Source organism: Stenotrophomonas sp. PS02301 (assembly GCF_029959485.1).
GTDB lineage: Bacteria > Pseudomonadota > Gammaproteobacteria > Xanthomonadales > Xanthomonadaceae > Stenotrophomonas > Stenotrophomonas maltophilia_Z.
On record NZ_JASCOO010000101.1, the window covers coordinates 1 to 15,082 of the forward strand.

13 protein-coding genes are annotated in these 15,082 nt (G+C 67.8%); 5 read left to right on the top strand and 8 right to left on the bottom strand.

Annotated features, from left to right (window positions below):
• Positions 1-113: 113 nt before the first annotated feature.
• Both QMX81_RS17805 and rlmB read left to right on the top strand, forming a co-directional pair.
• Positions 114-590, top strand: a complete 477-nt coding sequence (locus QMX81_RS17805) for a GFA family protein (protein ID WP_121041539.1) — start codon at positions 114-116, stop codon at positions 588-590.
• Positions 591-674: 84 nt separating this feature from the next.
• A complete protein-coding gene (gene rlmB / locus QMX81_RS17810) occupies positions 675-1,421 on the top strand; it encodes a 23S rRNA (guanosine(2251)-2'-O)-methyltransferase RlmB (protein WP_019184367.1) in 747 nt (248 codons plus the stop codon).
• Positions 1,422-1,459: 38 nt separating this feature from the next.
• On the opposite strand, the gene QMX81_RS17815 is transcribed toward rlmB, so the two are convergent.
• Genes QMX81_RS17815 through QMX81_RS17825 form a run of 3 tightly spaced genes read right to left on the bottom strand, consistent with a single transcriptional unit; the run spans position 1,460 to position 6,119 of the window.
• Positions 1,460-2,899, bottom strand: coding sequence for a TolC family protein (locus tag QMX81_RS17815; protein WP_282263458.1), 1,440 nt, complete (start codon positions 2,897-2,899; stop codon positions 1,460-1,462).
• Entirely contained in the window at positions 2,896-4,866 is a 1,971-nt protein-coding gene (locus QMX81_RS17820; RefSeq protein WP_282263460.1) for a MacB family efflux pump subunit, read from the bottom strand. Before QMX81_RS17820 ends, QMX81_RS17815 begins: the two co-directional genes overlap by 4 nt.
• On the bottom strand, positions 4,863-6,119 hold the full coding sequence (locus QMX81_RS17825; protein WP_282263470.1) for an efflux RND transporter periplasmic adaptor subunit: 1,257 nt from the start codon (positions 6,117-6,119) through the stop codon (positions 4,863-4,865). Before QMX81_RS17825 ends, QMX81_RS17820 begins: the two co-directional genes overlap by 4 nt.
• Before the next feature lie 172 nt (positions 6,120-6,291).
• Here QMX81_RS17825 and QMX81_RS17830 point away from each other — a divergent pair, with 172 nt between their 5' ends.
• From QMX81_RS17830 to QMX81_RS17840, 3 genes are all read left to right on the top strand, one after another.
• Entirely contained in the window at positions 6,292-7,020 is a 729-nt protein-coding gene (locus QMX81_RS17830) for a response regulator transcription factor (RefSeq protein ID WP_121041545.1), read from the top strand.
• Complete coding sequence (locus QMX81_RS17835) at positions 7,017-8,432, top strand: ATP-binding protein (protein WP_282263461.1); 1,416 nt, start codon at positions 7,017-7,019, stop codon at positions 8,430-8,432. Before QMX81_RS17830 ends, QMX81_RS17835 begins: the two co-directional genes overlap by 4 nt.
• Positions 8,433-8,640: 208 nt before the next feature.
• Positions 8,641-11,613 carry a ligand-binding sensor domain-containing diguanylate cyclase gene (locus QMX81_RS17840; protein ID WP_152151798.1) on the top strand — a complete coding sequence of 991 codons (2,973 nt, stop codon included), beginning with the start codon at positions 8,641-8,643 and terminating at the stop codon, positions 11,611-11,613.
• A 6-nt stretch (positions 11,614-11,619) separates the two neighbouring features.
• Here QMX81_RS17840 and rnt read toward each other — a convergent pair whose 3' ends face one another.
• From rnt to QMX81_RS17865, 5 genes are all read right to left on the bottom strand, one after another.
• A complete protein-coding gene (rnt, locus tag QMX81_RS17845) occupies positions 11,620-12,207 on the bottom strand; it encodes a ribonuclease T (RefSeq protein ID WP_121042195.1) in 588 nt (195 codons plus the stop codon).
• Positions 12,208-12,315: 108 nt separating this feature from the next.
• Positions 12,316-12,825, bottom strand: a complete 510-nt coding sequence (locus QMX81_RS17850; RefSeq protein ID WP_282263463.1) for a DoxX family protein — start codon at positions 12,823-12,825, stop codon at positions 12,316-12,318.
• Positions 12,826-12,849: 24 nt separating this feature from the next.
• A complete protein-coding gene (locus tag QMX81_RS17855) occupies positions 12,850-13,605 on the bottom strand; it encodes a putative DNA-binding domain-containing protein (RefSeq protein WP_282263465.1) in 756 nt (251 codons plus the stop codon).
• Positions 13,598-14,470, bottom strand: a complete 873-nt coding sequence (locus QMX81_RS17860; RefSeq protein ID WP_121041555.1) for a DUF692 domain-containing protein — start codon at positions 14,468-14,470, stop codon at positions 13,598-13,600. Before QMX81_RS17860 ends, QMX81_RS17855 begins: the two co-directional genes overlap by 8 nt.
• A complete protein-coding gene (locus tag QMX81_RS17865) occupies positions 14,457-14,831 on the bottom strand; it encodes a hypothetical protein (RefSeq protein WP_282263468.1) in 375 nt (124 codons plus the stop codon). The genes QMX81_RS17860 and QMX81_RS17865 overlap by 14 nt, the downstream gene beginning before the upstream one ends.
• Between the last annotated feature and the right edge of the window lie 251 nt (positions 14,832-15,082).

Here is a 15,082-nt window from a genome sequence, read left to right on the forward strand (position 1 = left end):
TGGGTTTTACGTCCCTGCCCCAGGGCCGGTAAGCGGCAGGGGCCGACGGTTGGTCGGCACGCTGCCTACCCGCCCACCGTTGGTGGGCACACGGATTCCACCGGAGCGATCCCATGCAGGCCCTCCCCGAATACAGCGGTGGTTGCCAGTGCGGCGCAATCCGCTTCCACGTGGTCGGTGCGCTGACCCACAGCTCGATCTGCCATTGCCGGATGTGCCAGAAGGCCTTCGGCGCTTACTACGCCCCCTTGGTCTCGGTCCGTGGCAGCGACTTCCGCTGGACCCGTGGTGAGCCCCGACGTTTCCAATCCTCCAACAAAGTCCAGCGCGGCTTCTGCGCTGACTGCGGCACACCGCTGACCTACGAAGCCCCCGATGGCGTGGCGGTCGCGGCCGGCGCCTTCGACGAACCGGCCCGCCTGCCGCCGACGATCCAGTACGGGATCGAGGCCAAGCTCCCGTTCGTGGATGCCCTGGGGTCGCTCAGCGCGCTGCGCAGCGAGGAAGACGCCGAGGCCGGCGACTTCCTGCTGCATATCGTCTCCCACCAGCACCCGGACCACGACACCGCGGAGTGGCCGCCGGGCTGAAGGCGGTCTGTGAACGCCCGGCAGGGCAGGGTGGGCCTTGATGCTCTACCATTACCAACCCCTTTACCGGTCCCGCCCCCCGCAATGAGCAAGCAAAGCCAGTGGATCGTCGGCGTCAACGCCGTCGCCTCTTCGATCGAGAATGATGCCGAGAACGTCCGCGAGGTCCTCATCGAGGCCGGCGCGAAGAACCCGCGTCTGACCGAGATCGAAGAAAACGCACGCCGCAAGGGCATCGACGTGCGCAAGGTAAACACCCAGGCGCTGGACGGTGTGGGCGGTTCGGTGCGTCACCAGGGTGTGGCGGCGCGCTACCAGGCCGCTCGGACCTGGGGCGAAAACGAGCTGGAAGGGCTGGTCGAAGCGGCCGAGGGCAAGGCCCTGCTGCTGATCCTCGACGAGGTCCAGGACCCGCACAACCTCGGCGCCTGCCTGCGCAGCGCAGCGGCGGCCGGTGCCACGGCGGTGATCATTCCCAAGGACAAGTCGGCGTCGGTCAATGCGACCGTGCGCAAGACGTCGGCTGGCGCGGCCGACCGTATCCCGGTGGTGCAGGTGACCAACCTCTCGCGCTGCCTGAAGGACCTGCAGAAGCTGGGCGTGTGGATCTACGGCCTGGCCGGTGAAGCCACCGAGTCGCTGTACGCGATCGACCTGAAGGGCAACGTGGCGCTGGTGCTGGGCGGCGAAGCCGACGGCCTGCGTCGTCTGACCCGCGAAAACTGCGATGGCCTGGTCAAGATTCCGATGCCGGGCGATATCGAGAGCCTGAACGTCTCCGTCGCCACCGGCGTGAGCCTGTTCGAAGCGGTGCGTCAGCGCGGGCTGTAAGCCGCGCGCTCTACCTGTGATGCGCCTGGCGCGGGGGATCACCCCGCGCTGCCGCCCAGCGCCTTGAACAACGTCACATCGTTGATCAACTGCCGCTGGCGCACGGACGCCAGTGACAGCTCGGCATCGCGCCGGGTCTGTTGCGCTTCCAGCCAGGTGCGCAGGTCGGTAGCGCCGACCCGGTAGCGCACTTCATACATCCGCTCGATCTCCACTGCTTCGTCGTAGGACGCCTGCGAGGCCGCCACCTGCGTGGCGAACTGGGTGCGCGCCGACAGGGCGTTGTCCACTTCCGACAGCGCGGTGTACAGCGTGCGGCGGAACCCGTTGGCCGCGATCTGGTAATCGGTGCCGGCCAGGCGGGTGTTCAACTGGGTCTGGCGCACATTGAGGAACGGCAGCGACAGCCCCGCGCCCAAGGTGGCGACCGGATTCTTCAGCACGTCCGAGAGCGAGGGCGCGCCGGTACCGACACTGCCGGTCAGGCTCAACGCAGGGTAGTACTGGGTAGCCGTGACCTTGATGGTCTTCAGGCTGTTGCGCAGGCGCAGCTCGGCGGCGCGCAGGTCCGGGCGGCGGCCGAGCAGATCGGCCGGCAGGCCTTCGGCCACGACCGGGCTGCCGGCGCGCTGCAGCTGCTGCGGTTCCTCGGCCAGTGCCAGCGGCTGCCCATCCAGCAGCACCGTCAGTGCATTGCGCGCAGCCACACGCTGCTGCTCCAGTGCACTCTGCGCAGCACGCTGTGCCTCCAGGCTCTGTACGGCCTGGCGTACTTCCAGGCGCGAGACCGCCCCGGCATCGAAGCGCGCCTGGACCAGCTCGCGGGTGCGCTCCAGGCGCTGCAGATTGGCCTGGCCGGCGGTGATCGACTGGTTGAGGAAGGCCAGTGTCCAGTATTGCGTGGCCACGTCGCTGATCACCAGCAGGGCGGTGTTCTGCAGGTCTTCCTGGCTGGCCTGGGCTTCCCACTGGGCGATGTCGCGCTGGGTACGCAGGCGGCCCCAGAGATCGATCTCCCACTGCAGGGACACGCCGGCCGAGCTGCCGCGGGTCCAGTCCGCGCGCTGGTCGATCGGGCGGTTGCCGCTGCTGCTGACGCTGCCCGAGGGCTGTGGCCAGAGCGCGTTGTCGGCCAGGCCGGCCTGCAGGCGCGCGCGCTGCACCGCCAAGCCGGCCGAGACCAGATCGGTGTTGGCGGCCAGGGCGCGATCGATCACGCGGTCCAGGCCGGTGTCGCCGAACTGGGTCCACCAGGCATCGCTGCGGACATCGGCGGCAGCCGCATGCGGCTGCTCGCTCACCGCCTCGATGGGCGTGTTCAAGGTGGCATCGCCACGGCCATAGGTGGCCGGTACTGCCGGCGCCTCGACCTGGTAGCGGCCGGTGCTGACGCAGGCCGACAGGGTCAGTGCGGTCACGCAGGCCAGGGCCAGTGGACGCAGCGATGCGGGGTGCAGCAGAGCAGGAGAAATCTTCATTCGCGCGCCAGCGCCTCCACGGGATCAAGTTGGGCGGCATTGCGGGCCGGCAGGAAACCAAACGCCACGCCGATCAGGCTGGAGCAGGCAAAGGCGGCCACGATGGACGCGGTCGAGAACAGCATCTGGAAGTCCGGCGCGAATCTGCCGAACAGCCAGCCGACCACCAGCGACAGGCCGACGCCGAGCAGGCCGCCGAGCAGGCAGACCAGCACCGCCTCGATCAGGAACTGCTGGCGTATATCGCTCTGCCGCGCGCCCACGGCCATGCGCACGCCGATTTCGCGGGTGCGCTCGGTCACCGAGACCAGCATGATGTTCATCACGCCGATGCCGCCGACCAGCAGCGCGATCGCGGCGATGGCGCTGATCAGCAGGGTCATGCTGCGAGTGGTCTGTTCAATGGTCTGGCGGATTTCAGCGCTGTTGCTGAGGAAGAAATCCTCGGTGCCGTGGCGCATGATCAACAGCTTGGAAATGGCTGCTTCGGCAGCATCCATCGGGGTCGCATCATCCACCCGCACCGTGATGCCGGACACGTGACTCTGGCCGAGCATGCGCGACATCACGGTGGTGTAAGGCACCCACACGCTCAGGCTGGTGCTGCCGCCAAATCCAAATCCTGGCCGCTGGGCGACGCCGATCACGCGTACCGGAACATTCCCGAGCAGGATCACCTGGCCGATTGGATCTTCGCCATTGGGGAAAAACTGGGTGCGGGTGTTCTCGTCGATCAGTGCCACCTGTGCCAGCCGCGTGACCGCGTCGCGGTCGAAGAAGCTGCCGGCGAGCAGCTTGACGCCCTTGACCCGGAAGAAGTGCTCGCCGACGCCGCTCACCTGGGCCGTGGCCGACTGGTTGCGGTAGCGGGCGGTCACCGAGGAGGAGACGCTGGGTGTCGCGCTGTCGACGTAACTCTGGTTGGCCAGCGCATCGGCATCACTGGCCTTGAGGGTCTGCACGCGAGCCGAACGCATGTCGCCGAATCCGCGACCGGAATACACATCGATCGTGTTGGTGCCGAGCGAGCCGATGGTCTGCAGGATCTGCTGCTGCGAGCCGTTACCCAACGCCACCACCGAGACCACCGAGGCGATGCCGATGATGATGCCGAGCATGGTCAGGAAGGTGCGCAGGCGATGGGCATTCATGGCCAGCAGGGCCATCCGGAACGCTTCGGTGAAGCGGTCGCGGGCGGCACGCCAGCTGTGGCCCTTGCTCGCGGCCACGGTTGGCTGGCGCTGTGCGCGATAGCTCGGCGCCGCCGGATTGGCGCGGTCGGCGATGATCTCGCCATCGCGGATTTCGATGATGCGCTGGGCGTGCTGGGCCACACTCATGTCATGGGTGACGATGATGATGGTGTGGCCTTCGGCATGCAGCTCGCCCAGGATGCCCATCACTTCTTCGCCGGATTTCGTGTCCAGTGCACCGGTCGGCTCATCGGCGAGGATCACCTCGCCACCGTTCATCAGCGCCCGTGCGATCGAGACACGTTGCTGCTGGCCGCCGGAGAGCTGGCCGGGGGTGTGGTTCATGCGGTCGCCCAGACCAAGCCGCTGCAGCAGCTCTTCGGCACGGGCGGTGCGCACCGGGCCGGGACTGCCGGCATACACCGCCGGTACCGCGACATTGCCGCGCGCATCCAGATCGCCGAGCAGGTGGTAGCGCTGGAAGATGAAACCGAAATGTTCACGACGCAGCTCGGCCAGGTCATCCGGTTCCATGCGGCCGGTCTCGCGGCCGGCCACCTGGTAACTGCCGCGCGTCGGCCGGTCCAGGCAGCCGAGGATGTTCATCAAGGTGGACTTGCCCGAGCCGGACTGGCCGACGATGGCGACCATCTCACCGGCAGCGATGTCCAGATTGACGTCGCGCAGCACCGCGATGGTGTCATCGCCCGCCGGGAATTCCCTGCGCAGGTCGCGCAGCCGCAGCAGCGGCGTGCCCGTCGAGGCCGCGCTCATCGGCGCGGTCCGCCCATGCCGGGGCCGCTGATCCGCACGGCGCCACCGCGGCTGCCGCCGCCTGCGCCCTGTGCACCACCGCCTTCGCCGACGATGACCTTGTCACCCTCTTCCAGGCCGGACAGGACTTCGGCGTTGGCACCGTTGTTGATGCCGATCTTGACCTTGCGCGGGGCCGGCATGCCGTCGGCACCGGCCACGCGCACCAGATACTGCCCATCGCGACTCTTCGGGCCGAGCGCCACGGCGGGAATGAGCAGCACATCCTTGGCCTGCTTGAGCATCATCGAGACCTGGGCGGTCATGTCGATGCGCAGGGTGCCGTCCGGGTTTTCCACATCGAACAGCGCGTTGTAGTACACCGCGGTGGTGGTGGAGGAGTCGCTGGTGGTGGAATCCTTCTTGACGATGGTGGCCGGGGCCGGGTTGATCTGGCGCAGCGTGGCGTGATATTTGCGGTCTGGATCGCCCAGCGTGGTGAAGTACACCGGCATGCCCGCCCGGATCTTGACCACGTCTGCTTCGGACACATCGGCATTGACCGTGACCAGATCGAGGCGGGCGAGCATCACGATGGTCGGTGCGGTCTGGTTGGCGTTGACGGTGCGCCCTTCTTCGGTGACCACCGCGACCACGGTGCCGTCCATCGGCGCGATGATGCGGGTGTAGGCGAGATTGGCGCGGGCCGTGCCCAGCTCGGTTTCGCGGCCCTTGATCTGTGCGTCGAAGGACTGGATCTGGGCGCGCGCGGTCTTGAGCTTGGCATCGGCTGCATCGAACTCGGCGCGCGAGGTGGCTTCGGCCGCCAGCATCTGCTGCTGGCGTGCGAACTCGAGCTCGGCTTCGCGCAGGCTGGCCTGCTGGACCGCGCGCTGTGCCTTGACCTGATCCAGCGAGGCCTGGGCATTGAGCACCTGGTTCTGCTGGGTGGTGGCGTCGATCTCGGCGATCAGATCGCCCTCTTTGACGGTATCGCCGAGCTGGACCTTCAGCGACGTGACCTGGCCGGAAGCCTGCGCGCCGACGCTGACCAGCTTGTAGGCGTCGATCACGCCGGTGGCTTCCACCGTCTGTTCGATGTCGCCGCGGCTGACCGGCGTGGTCGCCAGGGTGGGCGCGGCCGGCTTGCGCAGCATCCATGCCACAATCGCGGCGATCAGGACGAGGACCACGAGCAACAGCAGGAGGCGAGCACGGCGGGTTCTGGGCAATCGGGGCTTCACGATGATCGTCAACTCGGCAGGCCGGTGCATCGGCGTTGTCAGCATTGTGAAGATCGTTCACCGCCGGCTCAATGCTCGCCGTGTACCAAGATGTATCCCTGCGGTGCACAGCGCATTTCATTGTGTATCTGCATCACCCCTTGAAACAGACGTACGTAAACCAGGAGATGCGGTTCAGCTCCCGACAGGGGATGATCACTGCATGGAGACTGCCAACAGCATGCACAGACTGCTGATCGTCGATGACGACAACGATATCCGCCAGCTGCTCGCCGAGCAGCTTGGCCGCGCCGGTTACCTGGTGAGCACGGCCAGCGATGGCCAGGGCATGCGCCAGCTGCTGGAGCGCGAACACGTCGATCTGATCGTGCTCGACCTCAACCTGCCGCGCGAAGACGGCCTGACCCTGTGCCGCGATCTTCGCGCGCGCTCGAGCACGCCGGTGATCATGTTGACCGCGCGCAGCGAGCCGATCGATCGCGTGCTCGGCCTGGAGATGGGCGCCGACGACTATCTGGCCAAGCCGTTCGAACCGCGCGAACTGCTTGCCCGCATCCGCAACGTGCTGCGCCGCACCGAGGCGCTGCCGGCCAACCTGGAGCCGCTGGCGATCCGCCGTGCGCGCTTCTCCAGTTGGATCTTCGATCTCGAACACCGCCATCTGGTTGATCCCGATGGGCGCGTGGTGGTGTTGTCCGGCGCCGAATTCCGGCTGCTGCGGGTGTTCGTCGGGCATGCCAACAAGGTGCTGTCGCGCGAACAACTGGTGTCGCTGAGCAGCGGCCGCAACTACGAATCGCAGGATCGCGCCATCGATCTGCAGGTCAGCCGCCTGCGCAACAAGCTGGCCGATGATGGCGGCAGCGACGGCCTGATCAAAACCGTGCGCAACGAAGGCTATGTGCTTGCTGCGGCGGTCACCCTGGAATGAAACGCCTGCGCCACTTCTTTTCCTCGATGGTGGGGCGACTGTTCGTGATCCTGCTGCTGGGCATGAGCGTGGCCGCGATCGGCGCGACCATGCTGGCAAGTACCAAGCGCCAGCAGGAGTTCGAGCGGCAGAACCTCAACCGCATCGCCGACCGCCTGCAGGGGTTCGTGAATCTGCTGGACGGTAATCCGGAGTTGCGCCAGCGGCTGCTCACCAGTGGCGGGCCGAGTGTGCGGCAGCTGCCGGAGGGGGCACGCATCGGCCGGCCCGATGCCGCGCTGATGGAGATCCTCGATGACCGGCCCGGCCCGGTGGCGAGCAGCCAGGTGGCCTTCACCTCGTTCCGCTCCTGCCTGCCGCGGTTGCCGGAGCTGCTGCCGCCGCCGCGCGACAAGGAAAAGATGCGGCACCCGCCGCGTGAGCGCGACCCGGCCTTCATCCCACCCAAGTGCCGCGTGGTCACGCTGCAGCTGACCGACGGCACACCGCTGCGGCTGGCACTGGATTCCCCCGCCGTGGCGCACAACGGCGTGCTCGCCGTGGACCCGTTGTTCCTGACCTTGCTGGTCGTGGCGATCGCCATCCTGGCCTACATCGTGGCGCGGATGGCCAGCGCCCCGCTGCAGCGGTTGGCCGATGCCGCCGCCGCACTGGGTGATGATCTGCAGGGCGCCCCGATGCCGGTGACCGGCCCGGTGGAAGTCCGCCGGGCTGCGGAGGCGTTCAACGCCATGCAGAAGCGGCTGCAGCGCCACCTCGGTGAGCGCACCCAGATGCTGGCAGCGATCACCCATGATCTGCAGACACCGGTGACGCGCTTGCGGCTGCGGCTGGAGAACGTCACCGATGAGACATTGCGTGAACGCCTGATCGCCGATCTCGGCGCGATGCAGGCGCTGATCCGTGAAGGGCTGGAGCTGGCCCGCAGTGCCGAGAGCGCTGAACAACGTGCCGCGCTGGACCTCGATTCGCTGCTGGAGAGCATCGTCGAAGATGCCGCCGAAGCCGGCGCCGATGTCCATTTCGAGCAACCCAGCGGGGCAGTGCTCATGCTGCGCCCCTTGGCGATGCACCGCCTGTTCTCCAACCTGGTCGACAACGCGGTGATGTACGGCCAGACCGCACGCGTGCGGGTGGAGCAGGCCGGGCAGGACGTGGAGGTGCGCATCCGCGACAGCGGCCCCGGCCTGGCCGAGGACGAGCTGGAGGCGGTGTTTGACCCGTTCGTGCGGCTGGAGGCCTCGCGCTCGCGCCAGACCGGCGGTGCCGGCCTGGGGCTGACCATCGCCCGGGCGTTGGCCGAAAAGGACGGCGCGACGCTGCATCTGCGCAACCATCCGCAGGGCGGGCTGGAAGCGATCGTGCGCTGGGCCGCGCCGGCGCGGGCGGCGGCGGGGCCACGCGGGGGCTGACGCCGGTCCCCCAAAGCGAAAGGATTTGCCTACTATGGGCATCTCTTTCCAGCGTCTCCCCCATGAGAGCGTACGACTCTGCCGGCCATCGCGCCGGTGCACGGCCGTTCCCCCCATGCACACGGCGCCTGCCCAAGGTTGATTCATACGGATGAGCGATCGGGGGGGCAGGATCCGGTGGCGGCCGGCACAACTGAAGTTCCCGGGCATGCCAACGCTGCAGGCGGCAGCGCTGTGGCTGTTGCTGCTGTGCGCGCTGCCGTGGTCGCTGTCGGCGCAGGATGGCCCGCCGCCGCTGCGCGACTACGCCATCGATGTCTGGACCTCGCGCAACGGGTTGCCGCACAACTCCCTGCGCGACATCGCGCAGACGCCCGAAGGGCACCTGTGGTTCGCCACCTGGGAAGGCCTGGTCCGCTACAACGGCCTGGATTTCACCGTGTTCGACCGCAGCACCACGCCGGGCCTGCGCGATAACGGGGTCGGCGCGTTGTTGGTGGACCGCAGCGGCGGACTGTGGATCAGTGACTCGCGCGGCAACGTGACCCGGCGCGGCCCGGACGGCCGCTGGCAGGTCTGGGAGCACCGCGCCGATACGCCGCAGGTGCTGATCCAGGCGATGCAGATGGACAGCCATGGGCGCCTGTGGCTGCTGTACGAGGGCAAGGGGATCGGCAGTCTGGCGCCGGACGGGACGTTCGACTATCAGAAGCCACCGGCCGACGTACCGATGGCCATGAGCTTCACCAAGCTGGTCGTGGATGCGCAGGACCGGGTCTGGGTCGGCACACTCGACGGGCTGGTCGTACGCGATACCGATGGCGTGCTGCGCCGTGCGCCGGACAGCTGGGGGCTGGGGCGTGGCCTGGTCTGGCCGTATCGCGCGCCCGACGGGGTGATGTGGGTAGTGGCTGGCGAGCGCATCTACCGGATGCAGGACGGCGCACCGCTGCTGCAGCACCGGCTGCCGGGCGTGACCCACATCACCGCGATGCTGCAGGACCGCCATGGCGATCTGTGGCTGGGCACCGAGAATCAAGGTCTGCTGCGGTTGTCGCGGCACGGGCTGGAGCGATTGCCGCCGGGCCTGTCGTTGCCCGGCGGACGCGTGGTCAGCCTGCGCGAAGATGCCGAGGGCAGCATCTGGGTCGGCGCCAACGGCGGGCTGTATCGCCTGCGCGAAACCCTGTTCAGCAGCTTCACCGAGCGCGACGGGCTCAGTGGCGACTACGTGCGCACGGTGTTCGAGGATCGCCAGAGGCAGCTGTGGATCGGCAGCGCCAGCGGGCTGGACCGGCGCGATGCCCAGGGTCGCTTCAGCGCGATGCCACTGCGCAACAACGTCGGCAAGAGTCCCTCGGTATTGAGCCTGGCCCAGGATCGCGAGGGCACGCTGTGGGTGGGCACGTTTGGCGACGGCATCTTCCGGATCAACGAACAGGGGCAGCGCCTGCGCGACTACGGCACGGACGAAGGGCTGCCGGGCGGCAACATCCGTGCGATCAGCATCGACCGCGACGGGGTGGTCTGGGCCGGTACCCAGAAGGGGGTGGTCCGCATCGAGGCCGGCAAGGCCGAGCAGCCGGTGATCCCGGGCATGCCGACCGGGCTGATCACCGCGTTGGCGCATGACGACGACGGCGCGTTGTGGATCGGCACCATCGAGGGGATCCGCGTGCTGCGCGGTGACCGGGTCCAGACGATCGATCTACAGCCGTTGGGCGGTGGCCGCAGCGTGTTCGGGTTCCAGCAGATCGGCGATGCGATGTGGGTCAGCACCGACCGCGGCCTGTACCGCTACCAGGAGGGCAGGCTGGCACGGGTCGGCCTGGAGCAGGGCATGCCGGTGGATACGGTGTTCCAATTGGTGCCCGACCGCGTCGGCAACGTGTGGATCAGCAGCAACCGCGGCGTGCTTCGCACCGACATGGCGATGCTCAACGCGGTCGCCGATGGCCGCGCCGAACGGGTCGAGGTGGAGCACTACAACGAGATTGACGGCATGGCCAATTCGCAGGCCAACGGCAGCTCCGGGCCCTCGGCGATCCTGCGCCAGGACGGCACTTTCTGGGTGGTGACCGCCGGCGGCTTGAGCACGGTCGATCCATTGCGCCTGCAGCGCTTCCGTGAGCGCATGGCGCCACCGGCGGTGATCGAGAACGTGCAGGTCGATGGCGCGCCCCTGCATTGGCAGGGCAGCAATCACAATGCGATTCCGGGCGGGCGCCGGCTGAGCGTGAGCTACGTCGGCCTCAGCTATCTGCTTTCGGAGCGGATCCGCTACCGGACCCGTCTGGACGGCCTGGACAAGGGGTGGATCGAGCGCGGCCAGCAGCGCAGTGTGGAATTCATCGGCCTGCCGCCGGGCGACTACACGCTGCACGTCTCCGCCGCGCATCCAGGCGGTGTCTGGAGCGACAGCGAAGCGGTCTGGGAATTCACGGTGGAGCCGTTCCTGTGGCAGCGCCACAGCGTGCAGTTGATCGCCGCGCTGTTGTTGCTGGCTGGGCTGGTGGCGCTGTACCGGTATCTGATCAACCGCTACAAGGCCAGCAACGTGCGGCTGGCGCGGATGGTGCAGGAAGCCACGCTGGATCTGCAGACCCAGACGGTCAACCTGCAGGCACTCAATCAGGAGAAGACCGAACTGGCCGACCGCTTGGCGGTGCAGGCCGAGGCGTTCGAGCGGCAGGCCCGCGAAGATGCGCTGACGGGGCTGCCGAACCGGCGTGCATTCGATGAAGCGCTGGCGCGCGATTTCGCCCGTTCGCAGCGCAGCCGTCACCCGCTGTGTCTGGTGGTGCTGGATATCGATCACTTCAAGGAAGTGAACGACCGGCACAGCCATTCGGTGGGCGATGTGGTGCTGGTGGAAGTGGCGCGTCTGTTGGCCTCGGCGTGCCGCGATTCGGACATGCCCGCACGTACGGGCGGCGAAGAATTCGCGCTGCTGCTCAACGATACCCGGCTGGATGAAGCGGCCCAGGTCTGCGCGCGTCTGCGCGGGCTGTTCCATGATCATCCGGACTGGGCCGGTATTCCGGGCCTGAAGGTCACCTTCAGTGCCGGTCTGGTGGAACTGGACGCTGCCGACCGCACCCCGATGCTGCTTTACCAGCGCGCCGATCGCGCGCTGTACCGCGCCAAGAGCGAAGGGCGCGACAGGACCGCTATCGGGTGATGCAGCTCAGGGGCGCGGCCAGCTGTTGGCGACCTTGCAGAACAGTTTGGCGGTCTGCTCGGTGTCGTACACCGCGCTGTGCGCTTCATCGGCATCCCAGCCCAGCCCGGCAGCGGTGGCCGCGCGTGCCAGCACGGTCTGCCCGTAGGCGATGCCGCCGAGAGTCACGGTGTCGAACACGCTGAAGGGATGGAACGGGTTGCGCTTGTGGCCGGTGCGGTTGACGGCCGCATTGACGAAGCCCAGATCGAAATGGGCGTTGTGCCCGACCAGGATCGCGCGCTGGCAACCGTACTTCTTCATCGCCGCCCGGATCGGGGTGAAGATGTGGTCCAGCGCATCGCGCTCGACCTTGGCCAGCCGGAACGGGTGATCCAGGATGATCCCGGTGATTTCCAGCGACTTCGGGTCGATCTCCAGGCCTTCGGCCGGGACCACGTGGGCACTGGCGGTCTGGCCGGGATAGAGCAGGCCGTTTTCGTCCATCTCGATCGGAACGGCGGCGATCTCCAGCAGCGCGTGGCGATCAGAGTCGAATCCCCCGGTCTCCACATCCACCGCCACCGGCAGGAAGCCGCGGAAGCGGGTCGCCATCAAGCGCTGGGCAGCGGGCAGTGCGTCGGCAGCAGCCGGCGCGTCGGAGCGGGGGAGGTCGTCAGTCATCGCGCCAGTTTAGCAGAGCGGCCTGTACCCCCCCTGCGCTCAGGCCAGGGCCGGGAGGCGCCCGCGGCCGCGGTGCAGCAGGTGATCCAGGCTCAACGGGCCGGCGCCCTGCAGGGCCAGAGGCAGCAGCATGGCCATGAACAGCAGCGGCAGTTTGAAGTTGCCAAAGCCCTGATCGGTGATGACATAGCCCATCGCCAGCTCGGCCAGCCCATTCCAGTGCATCGGCCAGTGCACGGCGGCGGTGGCGACCACGGTCAGCACCAGCAGGCAGCTGGCGGCCACGCGGGTCCCCAGCCCAAGCAGCAGGCAGGCTGCGCCGACCAGCTCGAACCAGGTGGCCAGCTGCCAGTTCAGGGTGGCCGGCAGCTGATCGAAGGGAAACGGGAAGGCATGCTGCAGGTCCTCGAACCAGTTCTGGCCTCGCAGTTTTTCACGGCCGGACTCGAAGTACTCCCAGCCCATCAGCAGGCGCAGGCCGAGCGGGGCCAACCACGGGCCGAGGTGATCCAGCCGGGCGCGCAGGGCGACCAGGGGCGGTGACTTCATCGATGCGATTCCTTTGTGGAACGGTCAGGTGGCGGGCGCGGCGGGCCCGATCACGCCGTTGTCGTGGAATTGGCGCAGCAGGGCGGCGCCGGGCAGGCGCAAGGCATCGGCCGCCATGCCGTGCGCCTGCGCGAGCTGCTGCAGGTAAGTGGCACCGGTGCTGCCGGGGTGCTGGCCGATCTGCTCCAGCAACTGCGCGGCCATCGGGCTGATCATGGCGAAGCGGACCTGGCCATCAGGGTCGCGCCGGACCAGCAGCCCGGTCGGCTCGGGGGCGGGCTGCGAAGGCGCATCATCGGTGCCCAGCCGATGCACCGGCCAGTGATAGATCAGTGGCCAGGCCAGCGGCGAGCGCTGCAGCGCCGCGTGCATCGGGTCGATGCCCGGCGAGGGCGGCAGGGGCTGCGCGTCCAGCTGGTAGAGGGCCGTTTCCACCCACTCGTAATGGGCCAGTTCGGCCAACGCCGGGTGCGGCAGCGCGGCTTGATGGTGCAGCCACTGCACGAACTCGGCGGCCAGCTCGGTGAACAACGGGGTCTGCGCCGGGTGTCCGGCAAGGAAGCGCCGGACCAGGGTGGCCCACGCCGCCTCACCCAGCAGCTGCACGCAGACCGGGAAGCCGTTGCCGAGCAGCCCCAGCAGAGTGTTGAAGACCAACCGCTGGTAGATGCCCAGCCGGCGCGCGTCCATGCCGTCGGGTGCGGCGTTATGGTCCGGGTCGCGCAGGTGCGCGGTGAACGCCCTCTGCTGTGCGTGCAGGCGCGCCGGGGCGTCAGTCATGTCCGTTCCCTGCATGGGCGGCCATCAGCTGGCGGATGTGCTGCAGTTCGCCACGCAGTTCGGCATACGGCGGAAAATTGAAATCACGTTCCAGCAGCGTCGGGCGCGCACCGATGCGCGCATAGGTGCGGGCGAGCAGGTCCCAGACCGGATCGATCACCGCGCTGCCGTGGGTGTCGATCTTCAGATCGGGCGCCTCGTCCAGATGGCCGGCCACATGCAGGCAGACGATGCGCGCGGCCGGCAGCCCGGCGATGAACGCATCGGCGTCGTAGCCGTGGTTGCAGGCGTTGACGTAGACGTTGTTGACGTCCAGCAGCAGATCGCAATCAGCCTCGGCCAGCACGGCGTTGGTGAAGGCCAGTTCGTCCATGGCCGGTTCCGGGGCGAGGTAATAGGACACGTTCTCCACCGCGATCCGCCGGCCCAACAGGTCCTGCACGCGGGCGATGCGTGATGCGGTGTGGCGTACGGCCTCGTCGGTGAACGGAATCGGCAGAAGGTCGTACAGATGCCCCTCATCGCTGCAATAGCTCAGGTGTTCGCTGTAAAGCGGCACGTGGTGCCTCGCCAGGAAGCGTCCTACCTGTTCCAGCAGCACGGTATCCAGCGGCGCGGTGCTGCCCAGTGAGAGCGACAGCCCATGGCAGGTGAGCGGATGGCGCGCGGCCAGTTCGGCGAGTGCGTCACCGGCCGGCCCACCGATACCGATCCAGTTTTCCGGCGCGCATTCGAGGAAGTCGATATCGCCGGCAGGCGCGTCACGCAGGTCCTGCAGCAGGGCGCGGCGCAGACCCAGTCCGGTCGCCGCCGCAGGCAGCGGCGACCGGCCCAGGCCAGTGGCGAGGGCGTCAGTGCTTGGCACCGCACTTGCCTTCGCCGCACTTGCCTTCCGCCGTCTTCTTGTCGCCAGCGGTCGTTGCCTTGGCGCCAGCAGCCTTGCCCTTGTCGGCGCCGCACTTGCCTTCCCCACACTTGCCTTCGGCTGCCTTGGCACCGGCAGTCGCGGCCTTGTCGCCTGCCTTGGTGCCGGCCTTCTCGCCATGCGCACCGCACTTGCCTTCGCCACACTTGCCCTCGGCGGCCTTGGTCGCCGCCTGTCCAGCCACCAGGTAGCCCTGGGCCAGCTCGGTCATGCTCAACGCGGATGCCGAGGCGGTGACGCCCAGGCCTGCAGCCAGCGCAGTGGCCGCCAGCAGGGACAGCGAACGGGTGGATGTGCTCATCGGGTAACGCTCCTTGGAATGGGCCGGGGCCCGGGATGACTGCGTGGGGGCAGCAGGTGCGGCCATGGTGGCCCGGCCCGGCTCATCGAATCCTCACACAGGATTCAACGTTTCGTGAAGTGCAGAGCAGTGGACTGCGTAATTCAACAGCGGTGAGTGGGTCGGGCGGTGGGTCGCGATGCCTTGTCGGCGAATGTCCCCCGGTGTCGGCCTGCGGCCGGCGCCGCCGCCGTGAGTTAGCCCCCAACGGC